Source organism: Mesorhizobium sp. M1428 (assembly GCF_040317515.1).
In the GTDB taxonomy this organism is placed as follows: Bacteria; Pseudomonadota; Alphaproteobacteria; order Rhizobiales; family Rhizobiaceae; genus Mesorhizobium.
On sequence record NZ_JAMYKT010000014.1, the window covers coordinates 131,757 to 146,760 of the forward strand.

The window sequence follows — 15,004 nt, forward strand, 5'->3', positions numbered from 1 at the left end:
TCGAAGCCACCTATGTGCGCCGAAGCCCTGTCTGGTTCACGCCTGAAAATATCTGGCATGGATCACCTGGTAACGCGTGGTCCATGCGGTTGCCTGCTCCAGGTCAAGGCAAACGCGCAGCAGCCGGTGATCCTCGTTCTTGCGGCCGATGAGCTGGATGCCGATCGGCAGGCCGCCTTTCGACTGGAACAGCGGCAGGCTGGCGGCCGGTTGCCCGGTGACGTTGAAGATTTCGGTGAAAGGCGCAAAGCCGTAGGCCCGGCTCGCCCAAGCCTCGTAATCGAAGACAGCACCATCGCCATGGATGGCGCCAAGCCGGGGCGGCAGGTCGGCCGTCGTCGGCGTCATGATCAGGTCGAACGCATCGAAGGCTCTCGCCATCGCCAGCGAAGCGCTGTGCACATGGTCCTGCGCTCTCAGATAGTCGGCGGCAGAAGACCGCCGAAAACAGTCGAGCGCGTGACGAGTCAGGCTTTCGATTTCGCCGGCCCCCGGCATCCGCCCGATCTCGTCGGCGCGCTCGTCAACCAGCCGCGCGACCTCCGACATCCAGAAGATGCTCCAGTCCGCTTCGGCGCTGGCTTCCCGCGGGAAACGCGCCTCTATGACCTCGTGCCCCATGTCCTCGAGGAGGATCATGGCCTCCTGGAATTTTGCCCCGATCTCGGACGCGACGGGCGTGCCATCCGGCCGGTGCGCCAGGCACGCGACGCGCAGACGCTCGCCGGGGGAAGACAGCCAATCCAGGTAGGACGGCACCGATTTGGACACGGAGTAAGGCGCTCCTTGTTCTGGACCGGCAGTCATGTCCAGCATGGCGGCGCTGTCCCGAACGGTGCGGGACAGGACGTTCTCGGCGTAGAGCCCGGCACCGACCTGACCTCGACACGGGCCGACAGGCGTGAGCCCGCGCGACGGCTTCATGCCGAACACACCGCAACAGGCAGCCGGCACCCGGATAGAGCCGCCAATGTCGGAACCGTGGGCGACCGACACCATGCCGCTTGCCACCGCGGCAGCAGCTCCGCCGCTTGAGCCGCCCGCCGTCAGCGACGGATCCCAGGGGTTCAAGGTGGGGCCGCGAAAGCTGGGTTCGGTCACGAAGTCGTTGGCAAATTCAGGCGTGTTTGTCTTGCCCAGCAGGATCAGACCGGCGGCCCGCCAGCGCCGGACGATCTCGCTGTCGGGCTTCGGCGCGGCATCCTTGAAGTAGAGCGAGGAGTGCGTCGTCGGCCACTCCCGTACATTGACGCCGGTGTCCTTGACCAGGAAGGGAATGCCGGCGAGTGCGGCCTGCCGGTTGCAGCTTGCCGTTACGGAAAGCGCACGGTCCGCATCGATCAGCGTCACGGCATTGATGGCGGGATTGATGCTTTCGATCGCTTCGATAGCCGCCTCGACGACCTCGACGGCGGACAATTCGCCCGAGCGAACATGCCCGGCCAGGGCGACGGCATCCAGCGCCACGTATTCGGAAAGGTTCATGACTGCTCTCACCCCGGATTGCCGGTCGCTTCGAGGTCGGCTTCACTCCAGACCTTGAAATATCGGGCAATGGCTGCCGCAACCAATGCCGGATCCTCCCAGTGCGGGTTGTGTCCGCAGCGCACCGCGCCTACGAACGCGGCGCCAGGGATTTCTTCGAGGAGCCGCTGTTGGTGCGTTTCGTCGAAGAGCAGGTCGCGCCCGCCGGCAATGACAAGCGCCGGCAGGCGCAGCATGCGCGCCTTGTCGGTCAGATCGACGCGCCGAACCTGCTCCAGGATTGCGCGCCAAAGTGCCGCCGGCATGGCTGACGCCTCCTCTGCAGCCATGGTCAGGAAGTCCGCTGGAACCTCGGCCTCGCAGGCATGCCAATAGTCATAGAACGGATCGGCCGGCGATATTGGATCTCGAAGCGCCCGCACACCAATGGTCATCGGGTGGTCCTCGCCGATCTGCGGCCGTAGCGTTCCGGCCATCAGCACAAGGCCGCCGATCATCTCGGGGTAGTGCGCGGCTGCCTCGATCGCCACCATGCTGCCCAGGGAATGCCCGACCAGAACCGGCCGCTCGAGCCGCAATCGCTCGATCAAACCCGCCACGTCTTCCGCGAAATCCGCTGGGGCGAAGCCGCGCGTGCCGGCCGGCGAGGCGCCATGCCCGCGCAGGTCTGGAATGACAAGCCGGCGCCCGGCGAGATGCGGCGCCAGCAATGAGAAGCTGCGGCTCGTATCGGAGAAGCCGTGCACCAGCACCAGCGCGGGCTCCTGCCCAGCGATTTCGACGCAGGCCGTTTCAGCACCGACCTTCCGCTTGCGGCGGTTCCAGCCCGCCTGATCGGCCGATATCACAGGCCGAGCTGCTGCTTGACTGCGTCGAGCGCGGGCTTGCCATCGAATGTGGTGACATCGGCAAGCCAGGCGCCGAGCCTATCCGGATTCTCCTTGACCGCCTTCAGGCCGGCTTCCTCCGGCTTCATGCCGTCATTGATGAGATAGCCCATGCCGAGATTTTCGAAATCGATATCGAAGGCGAGGTTCTTCAGCAACTGCCCGACATTCGGGCATTGCTGCAGATAGCCCTTGCGCACCTGCGTCGTCACCGTCGCGGCGCCGAAGTTCGGGCCGTAGAACTTGTCGCCGCCGCTCAGATATTTGAAGTCGTACATCGTATTCATTGGATGCGGCGCCCAGCCCTGGAAGACGATGAAGCGCTTTTCCTTGATCTCGTAGCCGACCTCGGAAAGCATACCGGCTTCACTCGATTCGACGACCTGCCAGCCATCGAGGCCCAGCGACTTGTCGGCGATGGCGTCCATCATCAACTGGTTGGAGCCCGGCTCGATGCCGTACATCTTCCTGCCGAACTTGTCCGCGAACTTTTGCAGGTCGGCAAAATCCTTGACGCCGGCCTCCCAGACGTAAGTCGGCACGGCAAAGGTGTATTTGGCGCCGACGAGATTGACGCGCACATCGTCTACCGAGCCGTCCTTCTTATAGGGCTCGTAGTAGGTGATCATCGCCGGATCCCAATAGCCAAGGAATACGTCCAAATCATTGTTCTTCAAGGATTCATAGATGACGTTGATGCCCAGAAGCGAGCTTGCCGGCTTGTAGCCGAGCGCATCGAGCAAGACGCTGGTGACGCCGGTGGTGAAGGCAAGGTCGTTCCATCCAGGCTCGGCCATGCGCACGACCTTGCATTGCTCGGGTTCAGCCGCAAAGGCCGGCTGGCTAGCCAGCAGGACGCAGAGCGAGGCGCCCATTCCAAGGCTACGAAGCATTTCGGTTCTCCTCATTTCACCAACGATGTTGACCATTCGGTTTTTAAATTGTCCCACCGGTCAATTCTTGATCTCAGCGGACGAAAATGTCAACGTCGGTTCTCGATGCATGGATCCAGGCTCGTGAAACTCAAGCGTCTCAGCGACATACGCCGCAAAGAGCTGCGGCAGGCCGCCTTTGCCGTGCTTCAGCGCGAAGGCATAGCTGGCGCGACCATAGAAAAGGTGGCGGCGCAGGCCGGCGCGTCGAAGGGCATCGTGCTGCATTATTTCAACAGCAAGCAGGAACTGTTCGAGCACGCCATGCGAGAATCGAACCTGGTGCTGCGGCATGCGGTGGTCGAGCGGCTGAGACAGGCGCGCACGCCAATGCAACGAATAGATGCCATCATCGAAGGCAATTTCGAGCCGCATCTTTTCCAGCCGTCCCTCTGCCATGCCTGGCTTTCACTTTGCGCGGAGGTGCCGCGCGACGAAAAGCTTGCCCGCATCCAGAAGGTGATCCATGCGCGCATGCGCTCTAACCTGCTGTCCGGCCTGCGCGGTCTGGCGCCAGCGCGCGATGCTGATGAGATCGCTTTCGGCGTCACCGCCCTGATCGACGGGCTGTGGTTGCGGCTTGGCCTGCAGCCCGGCGGCGTCACGCGTGAACAGGCCATTCATCAGGTCAAGGATTTCGTCGCTACGCGGCTGGCTGTTCGGCGCGGTGCAGCCGCTGCCGAATAGACAGGCGCATCAGCCGAAAGTTCATATTGTAGGATAGGCCGGCGGCTTGACCACAATTGGCAATGGCGCTGTTCTCCTTATCAGACAAGACGGCAATGCGTGGGAGTGTTGGATGAGACTGGGCGGCAAACGGGCACTGGTCACCGGCGGCTCGGACGGGATCGGGCTGGCAATCGCCGAAGCTTTCTTGCGCGAAGGGGCGGACGTGCTGATCGTCGGCCGCGACGGTAAAAAACTCGACGCCGCCCGCAAGCAGCTCGGGGACGGCGTCGAAACGCTGTCGGCCGATCTGTCGGCCAGCGCCGGCATCGATGCCGTGGTCGAGCATACCAGGCGCGGCCCACCTCTCGATATCCTCGTCAACAATGCCGGCGTGGCGTTCCTGGTGCCGTTCGAAACCGTCAGCGAGGACCAGTTCCAGCAGTCCTTCGCACTCAACGTCACGGCGGTATTCTTCCTCACCCAGCGGCTGTTGCCGCATCTCGCGCCGGGCGCGGCTTCGGTGATCAACATCTCGTCCTATTTCGCGCACAAGATGATCCCGAAGCGGCCATCCAGCCTCTATTCGCTGTCGAAGGGCGCGCTCAATTCGCTGACCAGGTCGCTCGCCTTCGAGCTCGGGCCGCGCGGCATAAGGGTCAACGCCATCGCGCCCGGCACGGTCGACACGGCGATGCGGCGCCGGTCGATCGAAAACCTGCCGGAAGCCGCGCAAGCCGAGCTCAAGGCCTATGTCGAGCGCAGCTATCCGCTCGGCCGCATCGGACGAACCAGCGACCTTGCCGGCATCGCGGTCTATCTCGCCAGCGACGAAGCGGCATGGACCAGCGGCGGAATCTTCGCCGTGGATGGAGGATACACGGCGGGGTGAGGAGCGCGCGCTCTTCCTTCTCCCCTTGCGGGAGGAGGAAAAGGCGCTGCTTCAACCGATTTGCATCTCCATCGCCCGCAATCTCCGCTTGAAGGCGTTTGTGCAACGCGATACGCCGTTTGCAAATTGCAAACCGGAGAGACTTCGTGAGCGCGCCAGAGACCAGAACCGAAACCGATACGTTCGGTCCCATCGAGGTCGCCGCCGACCGCTATTGGGGTGCGCAGGCGCAGCGTTCGCTGGCCAATTTCAAGATCGGCTGGGAAAAGCAGCCGGCATCGATCGTGCGGGCGCTGGGCATCGTCAAGCGGGCGGCCGCTGAAGCCAATATGGAGCTGAAGCGGCTCGATCCGGCGATCGGCAAGGCCATTATCGAGGCCTCCCAGGAGGTCATCGACGGCAAGCTCAACGAGCATTTCCCGCTGGTCGTCTGGCAGACCGGCTCAGGCACCCAGTCCAACATGAACGCCAATGAGGTGATTTCCAACCGCGCGATCGAGCTTTTGGGCGGCGTCATGGGGTCGAAGAAGCCGGTGCATCCCAATGACCACGTCAATATGAGCCAGTCGTCGAACGACACATATCCGACGGCCATGCACATCGCCTGCGCCGAGCGCATCATCCACGACCTGCTGCCGGCGCTGAGACATTTGCATGCGGCACTCGAGGCCAAGACCAGGGCTTTCGCCCACATCGTCAAGATCGGCCGCACCCACACCCAGGACGCGACGCCGCTGACGCTCGGCCAGGAATTCTCGGGCTACGCGGCGCAGGTCGCCTCGTCGATCAAGCGCATCGAGATGACCCTGCCCGGCCTGCAGGAATTGGCACAGGGCGGCACCGCGGTCGGCACCGGCCTCAACGCACCGGTCGGTTTTGCCGAAAAGGTGGCGGCGCGCATCGCTGCGATCACCGGCATCGATTTCGTCACCGCGCCGAACAAATTCGAAGCGCTGGCCGCCCATGATTCCATGGTCTTCTCGCACGGCGCCATCAATGCCTGCGCGGCGGCGCTGTTCAAGATCGCCAACGACATCCGCCTGCTCGGCTCGGGCCCGCGTTCGGGCTTGGGCGAATTGTCGCTGCCGGAAAACGAACCGGGCTCCTCGATCATGCCGGGCAAGGTCAATCCGACCCAATGCGAGGCCATGACGCAGGTTTGCGTGCAGGTGTTCGGCAACAATGCGGCGATCAGCTTCGCCGGCAGCCAAGGCCATTTCGAGCTCAACGTCTACAATCCGCTGATGGCCTATTGTTTCCTGCAATCGGTACAGCTGCTGGCCGACGCTTCGGTGTCGTTCACCGACAATTGCGTCGTCGGCATCGAGGCCCGCGAAGACAACATCAAGGCGGCACTCGACCGTTCGCTGATGCTGGTGACGGCGCTGGCGCCGACGATCGGCTATGACAACGCGGCCAAGATCGCCAAGGCGGCGCACAAGAACGGCACGACGCTGCGCGAGGAAGCGCTGGCTACCGGGCTGGTCAGCGAAGCCGATTATGAGCGGCTGGTGCGGCCGGAGGACATGACGCACCCAGGGTGAGTTGATCGCGAAAACGTTACCTGAGTGAACAATCCGTAACCAATCTGACGTCTTTGGTGAACAGTCGGCATGCGCTAACTGGACGGCTATCCCAAGTCGTTTGGCCAAACCCTTCTGGAGAGTTACGCATGTCCACCAACACGTCCACCAACACTTCGTTTGCCGGTTCCGGCACCGCCTCCGGCGCCTCGGGCACGATCCTGCTCGGCCGCATCCTGCTTGCTGTCATCTTCCTGCTTTCCGGTTTCGGCAAGCTGACGGCGATTGCCGGCACGGCCGGCTATTTCGGCAGCCTCGGCCTGCCGCTGCCGATGGTGACCGCCATTGTCGTCGGCCTGATCGAACTGCTTGGCGGCCTCGCCATCCTCGTCGGCTTCCAGACCCGGATCGTCGGCTGGGTGATGGCGATCTTCACAGTCGCCACCGCACTGGTCGCCCACACCGGCTGGGCCGATCAGATGCAGATGATCAATTTCATGAAGAACCTCGGCATTGCCGGCGGCTTCCTCGTACTCGCCTCCTCGGGTCCAGGCTCGTATTCGATCGATGCCAAGCGCGGCTGAAGCAGCCCAGCATTCCTGAACAAAGGGGCGCGGAATTTTCCGCGCCCCTTTTTCGTTGTCGGTTTATATCTGCCGGCTGGAACTCTGCTAGGATCGACCGCCGATATCGGAGGAGACCATGCCTCGCAATACGCTGCTCTTGCTTTCCCGGCTGCTGCTCGCCGCGCTGTTCGTGCCGTCCGGCTTCCATGCGCTTGCCGACATCGCCGGTACATCGGGCTATTTCGCCGGCCTCGGCCTGCCGCTGCCGACGCTGGTGGCTTGGGCGACAGGCCTGTTCGAGCTGATCGCCGGGCTGCTCATCCTCGTCGGCTTCAAGACGCCGATCGTGGCGTTGTTGCTCGCCGCGTTCTGCATCGCGGCGGGCTTCATCGGTCATTATGGCCAGGGCGGCGACGATCCGACGCTGACCTTCATGCATTCACAGATGTTGATGAAGGACATCGCCATATCCGGCGGTTTTCTGGCGCTGGCAATGGCTGGTGCGGGCGCCTGGTCGGCCGACGGGCGTGGCATCGGCATCGGTGCCGAAGCGACGTGAAAGACTTTGGCGTCAGCACAGATCATCAAGCGTTCAGGAAATTGGCCAGGATGATCTCGCGCCAGACGCGGGTCGGCGTCACCCAGGCATCCCAGGCATTGTACTTGCCGGCATAGATCACCGCCGCGATGTCGGTTTCAGGCATCAGCCATAGCCGCTGTCCGCCATTGCCGAAACCGCCATACCATGGTTTCGGGGCGGCGAATGCCGGCGCCGGCGCGTCGCCGGTGAACCGCAACCGGCCATAACCAAGGCCGTCCGGCGTCGAGGTCGCGGCTGTGAATGACGCGTTGATCCAGCCTTCCGACGCGATCCTCTCCCCATTGCACAAGCCCTTGCGAAGAAGGAGCTGACCGATCTTCAAAAGGTCTGGAGCCGCCAGCCTGAGGCCGGAGGCTGCGGAGGCGACGCCGTCACGACCAGCCGACCAGTGGAAGCGCTCGATGCCAAGTGGCGCGAAAAGCGCCGCGCGCGCGAAATCCGGCAGGGATTTACCGCAGCCTCTTTCAATGATCGCGCCAACCAGCGACGCTGCCGCCGGAATAGATCCAGCGGCTCCCGGGGTCGGCGATGATCGGCCGCTCAAGGATGAAGCGATAACGATCGGGCGCGTTCTCCATCGCGATCTCGCTGTTCTGCGGATCGCTATAGGGACGGTTTTCGTCCCACTCCATACCGAGCGTCATCGTCAGCGCATGGCCGATCGTGATCTTCGCGCGCGCGGGATCGGCGGCGAGATCAGCGTACTCGGGAAACAGGGCGAAGAGCGGCGCATCGGGTGGCGGCACCAGTCCCTTGTCGAGCGCAATGCCGTAAAGCAGGCTGACGATGCTCTTCGTCACCGAGCGCAGATCATGCAGCGTACCGGCGTCAAAGGCGATCTGCCCGATCGGGCGCCCCCATTCTTCGTCCCTGCCCTCGGCATAGTGCTCCAGGAAGACCTTCTCGGAGCGGGCAGCGAGAACGATGTGCAAGTCGCGCAACAGGCCGGACTCAAGCCCGGCAAGCAGCTTACGGTGGATCGCTGGATCGAAGCCGAGCGCTTCGGCCGCAGCTACGGACGGAGATGACGATAACTCTGGGATGGTCATGGAATTCTTCGCTCCGCGTTACCCCACCGCCCGGAATTCAGCCTCGGACCGTCCGTTCACTTCACCGACATGCTCGGCCCACCCTCGACCGCCAGCACCAGCCGACGGTTAGTGACCCTTGCCAGTTGTGCCAGCCGGCCGGCCGGCCGCTCGCCGTAAAGATCGGCCAGCGCTGCCGGCAGCACCAGCGCCAGCACGCCATTGCCGCGGTTTTCCCATTTCAACCGCGGCATGACGCCGGGCATTGCCGCGGTCAGCAAATAGACGACGCGCAGCAGCGCGGCCAGCACGCGGGCGCGCTCGAGGTAGCGCGGTGTCGCCAGCCCGCGGATTTCCGGAGCGGCTTCATTGAACACGCCCTCGTGGCGAAACAGGCTGACAAGCGCCAGGAAGGCGCGGCCGGGATGGTCGACGCCGATGAAGGAGGCATGGGCGATGATATTGAGCGATTGCTTGCCGCGATATTCGGGATGGGCGCGCCAGCCGATGTCGGCGAGCAGGCAGGCGGCGTGGCGGTAGCGCGCCTCATCCCTGGTTTCGTCGATGCCGAAGGCGGCGAAGGCCTTGCCGGTCCACTCGACAAGCTCATGCGCGTGGTCGACCGAGCGCGAGCGCAGGCGGGCAAGCTCTTCTGCCGCCGAGATCAGCGGATCGGCTTTCTGCTCGGCCTTGTCGAGCAGCGAATAGAGAAAGCCCTCGCGCACGCCCAGCGCCGAGACGATGATCTTCGACGGCTGCATCGCCGCCATGATCTCCTGCAGCACGATGGCGCCATAGGGCAGCAGCGAGCGGCGGTTCTTGGAGATGCCCTCGATGCCTTTGATCTTGTCGATCTCGGCCTTGGCGACCTGCCGGAGGAAATTCGCGGCGCTTTCGATGCCGATCTCGTAATGGTGCATGACGCCGAGCGGGTAGTTGGTCATTTCCATGTGCAGCCGGGCGAGGTTTCGCCAGGTGCCGCCGACCGTGTAGAACGCCCTGCCCTGCCCGCCCTTCAGCAATTTCGCCCGCGCCAGTTGCTCGCGCGTGATCCTTGCCGCCTGGGCCAGCGAGTTCTTCGCCATGTCCTGCAGGCGCAAGCCGCCCAACGGCAGCGTGATGCCGTCACCGATCGTCTCACCATCGATGTCGATCAGTTCGAGGCTGCCGCCGCCAAGGTCGCCGGCAATGCCGTTGGCCGGGTGGAACCCGGAGATCACGCCGAGTGCCGAATAATGGGCTTCCTCGCGGCCGCTCAGCACCTGGATCTCGGTCTTGAGCACATCCTCGGCGCGGTGGATGAAGTCGGGGCCGTTGACGGCCTCGCGAGCGGCGGCGGTCGCCAGCACATACATGCGCTCCGCGCCGGCCTGGTCGGAGAGCGCGCGGAAGCGGCGGAACTCTTCCATCGAGCGCGTCACCGCCTCGGGATCGAGTTTTCCGGTCGAAACGATGCCGCGGCCGAGGCCGGCCAGCATCTTTTCGTTGAACAGCAAGGTCGGCGAGCGCGCCAGCCCCTCATAGATGACAAGACGGATCGAGTTCGACCCGATATCGATGATGGACAGCGGTCGGCGGTCCTGGAGCCGGCCCTGGGACGCTGAAATCATCAGCCCGTCGCTGCGTTCTGTCTCTTGCGGCGTTTGAACTGCGCGATACGCTTGGGCGCATGCGACTTCAACGCATCGCCCCGTCCGGACAGGCTCGGATTAGTCATGAAATATTCCTGCGCGTTGAACGGTTCCTCGCCCTCTTCCAGCACGACGCGCCGGGAGGTTCCGTCAGCCAATACGTCGAAACTTTGCTGGTTGTCCATGATGTTGCCGAGCATGATCTGGCCGAGCACCTGCTCATGCACAGTTGGATTGGTGATCGGCACCATGGTCTCGACGCGGCGGTCGAGATTGCGCGGCATCAAATCGGCCGAGGAGATGTAGACGATCGCCCCGTCCGATGGCAGGCCGTGGCCGTTGCCGAAGCAGTAGATGCGGCTGTGCTCGAGGAAACGGCCGACGATCGACTTCACCCTGATGTTCTCCGATAGGCCGGGCACCTGCGGCCTCAGGCAGCAGATGCCGCGCACGACGAGATCGATCTCGACGCCGGCGCGGCTGGCATCGTAGAGCGCATCGATGACGATCGGATCGACCAGCGCATTCATCTTCATCCAGATGCGGGCCGGCCTGCCCTCCAGCGCGTGGCTGATCTCGTCCGAAATGTGCTGGAGGATGCGGTCGCGCAGCGTGAACGGCGAGATGGCCAGCCGCATCTGCTCGGCCGGCTCGGCATAGCCGGTGATGAAGTTGAACAATTGGGCGACATCGCGCGCGATTGTCGGGTCGGTGGTGAAGAAGGACAGGTCGGTGTAGATGCGGGCGGTGACCGGGTGGTAGTTGCCGGTGCCCAGATGCACGTAATTGCGCAGCCTCCCATCCTCGCGCCGCACCACCAGCGACATCTTTGCGTGGGTCTTCAGTTCGAGAAAGCCGAAAACGACCTGGACGCCGGCGCGCTCGAGGTCGCGCGCCCATCGGATGTTGGCCTCCTCGTCGAAACGCGCCTTGAGCTCGACCAGCGCCGTCACCGACTTGCCGGCCTCGGCGGCGTCGACCAGAGCGCGCACGATCGGGCTGTCGTTGGAGGTGCGGTAGAGCGTCTGCTTGATCGCCACCACTTCCGGGTCGGCCATTGCCTGGCGCAGGAACTGCACCACGACGTCGAAGGATTCATAGGGGTGGTGGACGATGATGTCCTTCTCGCGGATGGCGGCAAAGCAATCGCCGCCATGCTCGCGGATGCGCTCGGGAAAGCGCGGATTGTAGGGGGTGAATTTCAGATCGTCGCGGGCGACGGCGACGATCTCCGAAATCTGGCTGAGCGCCAGCGGACCGGTGAGCACGCTGATGCGGCTTGCCGAGACGCCAAGCTCGCCGGCAACGAAGTCGCGCAACTCGGGCGGCATCAGCATGTCGAATTCGATACGGATGACCGAACCGCGGCGGCGGCGCTTCAGCGCCGTCTCGAACAGCCGCACCAGATCCTCTGATTCTTCCTCGACCTCGATATCGCTGTCGCGGATGATGCGGAACGTGCCGGAGCCCTTGACCTCATAGCCTGGGAACAGCTTGCCGATATAAAGACCGACCGCCTCCTCGAGCGGGATGAAGCGGACATGGCGCTTGCGATCCGGCAAACGGATGAACCGCTTCAGCGCCATCGGCAGGCGCAAAAGCGCACTCATCTCCTCGCCGTTCTTGCGGTGGCGCAATTGCAGCGCCATCGAGAAACCGAGATTGGGAATGAACGGGAACGGATGCGCCGGATCGATCGACAACGGCGTCAGCACCGGAAATACCTGCTCCTGGAAATGGTCCTCCAGCCAGGCCTTCTCGTCCTTGCTCAGCGCCTCGCGAGTGATGCTCTCAATGCCTTCCTTGTCGAGCAGCAGCATCAGCGCCGAAAGGCTTTTTTGCTGGTCCTCCTGCAGGCGCTCGACCTCGCGCAGCAATTGTTCGAGCTGCTGCTCGGGCGTGCGGCCATCCGGGCTCTTCAGCACGATGCCCTCGCGCACCTGGCCGGCAAGACCGGCGACGCGGACCATGAAGAACTCGTCGAGATTGGCTGCCGATATCGACAGGAAGCGAACACGCTCGAGCAGCGGATGATTGGCGTTCAGCGACTCTTCGAGCACGCGCCGGTTGAATTGCAGCCAGGAAAACTCGCGGTTGACGAAGCGGTCGGGATTGCCGCCTTCGCGGCTCGCCGCCTCAACGGTGATGAATTCGTTCTGGACCGGCTTCAGTTCGTTCATGGTTTCCGCTCTTCCCACACCGTTCGACGACCACAGCCTTAACCGGCTTAACTTATCCTCTGACAGGCTTTTGCGACAGTTTCATTTCATCGATCTTGCAAAGAGACGGGTTATGATCCAGATGCAATCGATAAGATCAGGAGACGACGATGGCAGGCGGTTCCATTCCCCATTTCCAGAACGATGCGGGCTATCCGGCAATCGACATCGGCGTCAAGGAATTCATGTGCACCGGCGCCAATCCGCCTTTCGACCATCCGCATGTATTTCTCGACATGGGTGACGACAATGAAAAGGTCTGCCCCTACTGCTCGACGCTCTATCGCTATTCGCCGAAGCTGAAGGCCTTGGAAACGCAGCCGCCGGGCTGCCTCTATATCGACCAGGCCGCCTGATTCTTCCGCGATAAGCCTGATGCAGGAAACGCAGTGCCGGCAGGTGGTCATCGCCGGGGCGGGCGTCGCCGGGCTGAGCGCGGCACTGGCCTTCGCCGAGCGCGGCTATCGGATAAAACTGTTCGAACAGGCGCAGCACCTCGAGGCTGCCGGCGCCGGTATCCAGCTTTCACCCAACGCGACGCGCATCCTACGGCAGCTCGGCGTACTCGATCGGCTGCTGCCGACGGCGGTGCGGCCGGAGGCGGTCGTGCTCAAGGATGCCGCCACGCTGCGCGAGCTGGCGCGCGTACCGCTTGGCCAGGCGGCCGAAACGCGCTGGGGCGCGCCCTATCTCGTTGCCCACCGCGCGGATCTGCAGTCAGCGCTGATGGAGCGGATAGCCGAGCGGCCCGGCATCGAACTTGTCACCGGCGCTCTCGTCATCGGTGCCGCTGTCAAACCGCATGGCATCACCGCAACGGTAGAGGTTGCCGGCACGGCCATCAAAACGGAAGCATCGTTGCTGATCGGCGCGGATGGCGTCTGGTCTTCGGTGCGAGAAACGCTTGCCCGCAAGGCGGCCGAATTCGGTAGGAGCCGGTTTTCGGGCGAGCTTGCCTGGCGCGCCACGGTGGCCGCCGACAGCCCCGCCGGACAAGCCCTAAAGGTGATCGGTGCGCCCGATTGCGTTAGCGCATTCCTCTATCCCGGCTTCCATATGGTCGCTTATCCGGTCAGCCGTGGCACTGCCTTCAATCTCGCCGCCTTCACCAAGGGCAAGCGTATCGCCGAGGGCTGGTCGGGGCATGCCGACCCCGCCAGCCTCTCAAGCGCCATGCACGGTACCGCGCCGGCGCTGGTCCGTCTGGCGAGCGAAGCGGCACCATGGACGGCATGGCCGATCCACACCGTCGAGCAGCGGCGGTGGACGACGCCGCAAGGCATCGCGCTGATCGGCGATGCGGCGCACGCGATGACGCCGTTTGCCGCGCAGGGCGCGGCGATGGCGATCGAGGACGCGGCGACGCTTGCCGGCTTCGTTGCCGCTTCGCCAGCCGATCTTGAGCGGGCACTTGCCGCCTGGGAACAGGCGCGGCGGCCGCGCGTCGCCCAGGTTGCCCGCCGCGGCGCCGTCAATCGCCTCGCCTGGCATGCGGCCGGGCCGGTGGCGATGGTCCGCAACCTGTTCCTGGCGATGCGCTCACCCGAAAAGCTCGCCGCCGATCTCGACTGGCTCTATGGCTGGCGGGCGTTGGACGATGGCGCGCGATGATACGCACGACAGGCTGGCGGGACAGCGCCCCTCTCTGTCCTGCCGGACATCTCCCCCAATTGGGGGGAGATTGGCCATCACATTGGCTTTCGCCAATCTTCAAGGTTGCATGACCTGGCAAGGCGCCGAAGCCGCTAATCTCCCCCCTCGTGGGGGAGATGTCCGATAGGACAGAGTGGCGCGCGAAGGATCGCGGCTCTGATCGGCTGGAAACGCCCGGTCAATTGTAAAGCCGCATCGACAGGCCGAGTGAGGCCGGCAGCGGATTCCACCATCCGGTGCGCAGGCCGGCCGTGCGCAGTGCCGCCGCCGTCCGGGTGTTGCAGCCGATCAGCGAATTGAAATGACCATTGGCTTCGAAGAAACGATCGAAGCGGGAATAGGCCGCATTCTCGATCAGGATGGCCCCGTTCGGCCCCTGCTGGAAACTTGCCGCAATGTAATCGAGCAGCGCGGTAAAGCGTTCGTCGCCGATATCGAAGCCGGCGACGTCGGGATGCGGCTCGGCGATTTCGCCGGAAATGTCGACATGCATCACCGAGGCATCGACGGTCAGCGCCTTCATCACCGGCACTGCCTTCAGCTCCGACCAGGTCGGCGTCTCCAGATAGAAGGCGCGGCCGCCCCAGCCGAAGACGATGTAGCGGACCTCCGCCATGTCGACCGGAATGCCGGCATCGACCAGAAAGTGGAAGCGCCGGCGCACATCGTCGTCGACCGGGATGGCGATGTCGGTGTGGATCGGATTTTGCAGCACCAGGATACGGTGGCTTGTGCCGATCGGATCGGCAATGGCCGCCGGCCAGAGCGGGCGCGGCAGCAGCGTGCCCAGCGCCACCGCAAGGACTGCTGCAACGACCAGCAGGCCAAGAAAACGGGCAAGCTTCTTCATGGGAAAGGCATAGAACAAGCAACGCTCAAGGTGAAGCCTCTCCGAAAGTTGCACAGCTGACTTAGAGCTTG

The 15,004-nt window shown here is 63.6% G+C and carries 13 protein-coding genes and 1 pseudogene; 7 read left to right on the forward strand and 7 right to left on the reverse strand.

Annotation, left to right across the window (positions count from 1 at the left end; genetic code table 11):
- Nucleotides 1-36: 36 nt before the first annotated feature.
- The 3 genes from NKG60_RS20555 to choX are packed head-to-tail and all read right to left on the reverse strand — an operon-like array spanning nucleotide 37 to nucleotide 3,265.
- The gene (locus tag NKG60_RS20555) at nucleotides 37-1,485 is read right to left on the reverse strand and encodes an amidase (protein ID WP_352867422.1); all 1,449 of its coding nucleotides are present in this window, start codon (nucleotides 1,483-1,485) and stop codon (nucleotides 37-39) included.
- Between the two features lie 8 nt (nucleotides 1,486-1,493).
- Complete coding sequence (locus NKG60_RS20560) at nucleotides 1,494-2,333, reverse strand: alpha/beta fold hydrolase (protein ID WP_352975415.1); 840 nt, start codon at nucleotides 2,331-2,333, stop codon at nucleotides 1,494-1,496.
- Nucleotides 2,330-3,265 carry a choline ABC transporter substrate-binding protein gene (choX, locus tag NKG60_RS20565; RefSeq protein ID WP_352867416.1) on the reverse strand — a complete coding sequence of 312 codons (936 nt, stop codon included), beginning with the start codon at nucleotides 3,263-3,265 and terminating at the stop codon, nucleotides 2,330-2,332. Before choX ends, NKG60_RS20560 begins: the two co-directional genes overlap by 4 nt.
- Before the next feature lie 123 nt (nucleotides 3,266-3,388).
- Here choX and betI point away from each other — a divergent pair, with 123 nt between their 5' ends.
- The 5 genes from betI to NKG60_RS20590 all read left to right on the forward strand — a co-directional run bounded on the left by betI (nucleotide 3,389) and on the right by NKG60_RS20590 (nucleotide 7,510).
- A complete protein-coding gene (gene betI, locus NKG60_RS20570) occupies nucleotides 3,389-3,991 on the forward strand; it encodes a choline-binding transcriptional repressor BetI (RefSeq protein WP_352867413.1) in 603 nt (200 codons plus the stop codon).
- Between the two features lie 112 nt (nucleotides 3,992-4,103).
- The gene (locus NKG60_RS20575) at nucleotides 4,104-4,862 is read left to right on the forward strand and encodes an SDR family NAD(P)-dependent oxidoreductase (protein WP_352867411.1); all 759 of its coding nucleotides are present in this window, start codon (nucleotides 4,104-4,106) and stop codon (nucleotides 4,860-4,862) included.
- A 146-nt stretch (nucleotides 4,863-5,008) separates the two neighbouring features.
- Entirely contained in the window at nucleotides 5,009-6,406 is a 1,398-nt protein-coding gene (fumC, locus tag NKG60_RS20580; protein ID WP_352867408.1) for a class II fumarate hydratase, read from the forward strand.
- Between the two features lie 128 nt (nucleotides 6,407-6,534).
- Nucleotides 6,535-6,969 carry a DoxX family protein gene (locus NKG60_RS20585; RefSeq protein WP_352663318.1) on the forward strand — a complete coding sequence of 145 codons (435 nt, stop codon included), beginning with the start codon at nucleotides 6,535-6,537 and terminating at the stop codon, nucleotides 6,967-6,969.
- A gap of 118 nt (nucleotides 6,970-7,087) precedes the next feature.
- A complete protein-coding gene (locus NKG60_RS20590) occupies nucleotides 7,088-7,510 on the forward strand; it encodes a DoxX family protein (RefSeq protein WP_352867405.1) in 423 nt (140 codons plus the stop codon).
- 25 nt (nucleotides 7,511-7,535) lie between these two features.
- Here NKG60_RS20590 and NKG60_RS20595 read toward each other — a convergent pair.
- From NKG60_RS20595 to NKG60_RS20605, 3 genes and pseudogenes are all read right to left on the reverse strand, one after another.
- Nucleotides 7,536-8,601, reverse strand: a pseudogene (locus NKG60_RS20595) (serine hydrolase domain-containing protein).
- 56 nt (nucleotides 8,602-8,657) lie between these two features.
- Entirely contained in the window at nucleotides 8,658-10,190 is a 1,533-nt protein-coding gene (gene ppx, locus NKG60_RS20600; RefSeq protein ID WP_352867402.1) for an exopolyphosphatase, read from the reverse strand.
- Nucleotides 10,190-12,391: an RNA degradosome polyphosphate kinase gene (locus tag NKG60_RS20605; protein ID WP_352867400.1), complete on the reverse strand. Its 2,202-nt coding sequence runs from the start codon at nucleotides 12,389-12,391 to the stop codon at nucleotides 10,190-10,192. Before NKG60_RS20605 ends, ppx begins: the two co-directional genes overlap by 1 nt.
- A gap of 149 nt (nucleotides 12,392-12,540) precedes the next feature.
- Between NKG60_RS20605 and NKG60_RS20610 the strand changes: the two genes are divergently transcribed.
- Both NKG60_RS20610 and NKG60_RS20615 read left to right on the forward strand, forming a co-directional pair.
- Entirely contained in the window at nucleotides 12,541-12,786 is a 246-nt protein-coding gene (locus NKG60_RS20610; RefSeq protein ID WP_254820632.1) for a zinc-finger domain-containing protein, read from the forward strand.
- Between the two features lie 19 nt (nucleotides 12,787-12,805).
- On the forward strand, nucleotides 12,806-14,041 hold the full coding sequence (locus tag NKG60_RS20615) for an FAD-dependent monooxygenase (RefSeq protein ID WP_352867397.1): 1,236 nt from the start codon (nucleotides 12,806-12,808) through the stop codon (nucleotides 14,039-14,041).
- Nucleotides 14,042-14,261: 220 nt separating this feature from the next.
- Here the strand turns inward: NKG60_RS20615 and NKG60_RS20620 are convergent, their stop codons facing one another.
- On the reverse strand, nucleotides 14,262-14,933 hold the full coding sequence (locus NKG60_RS20620; protein WP_352867394.1) for a TIGR02117 family protein: 672 nt from the start codon (nucleotides 14,931-14,933) through the stop codon (nucleotides 14,262-14,264).
- Nucleotides 14,934-15,004: the final 71 nt, after the last annotated feature.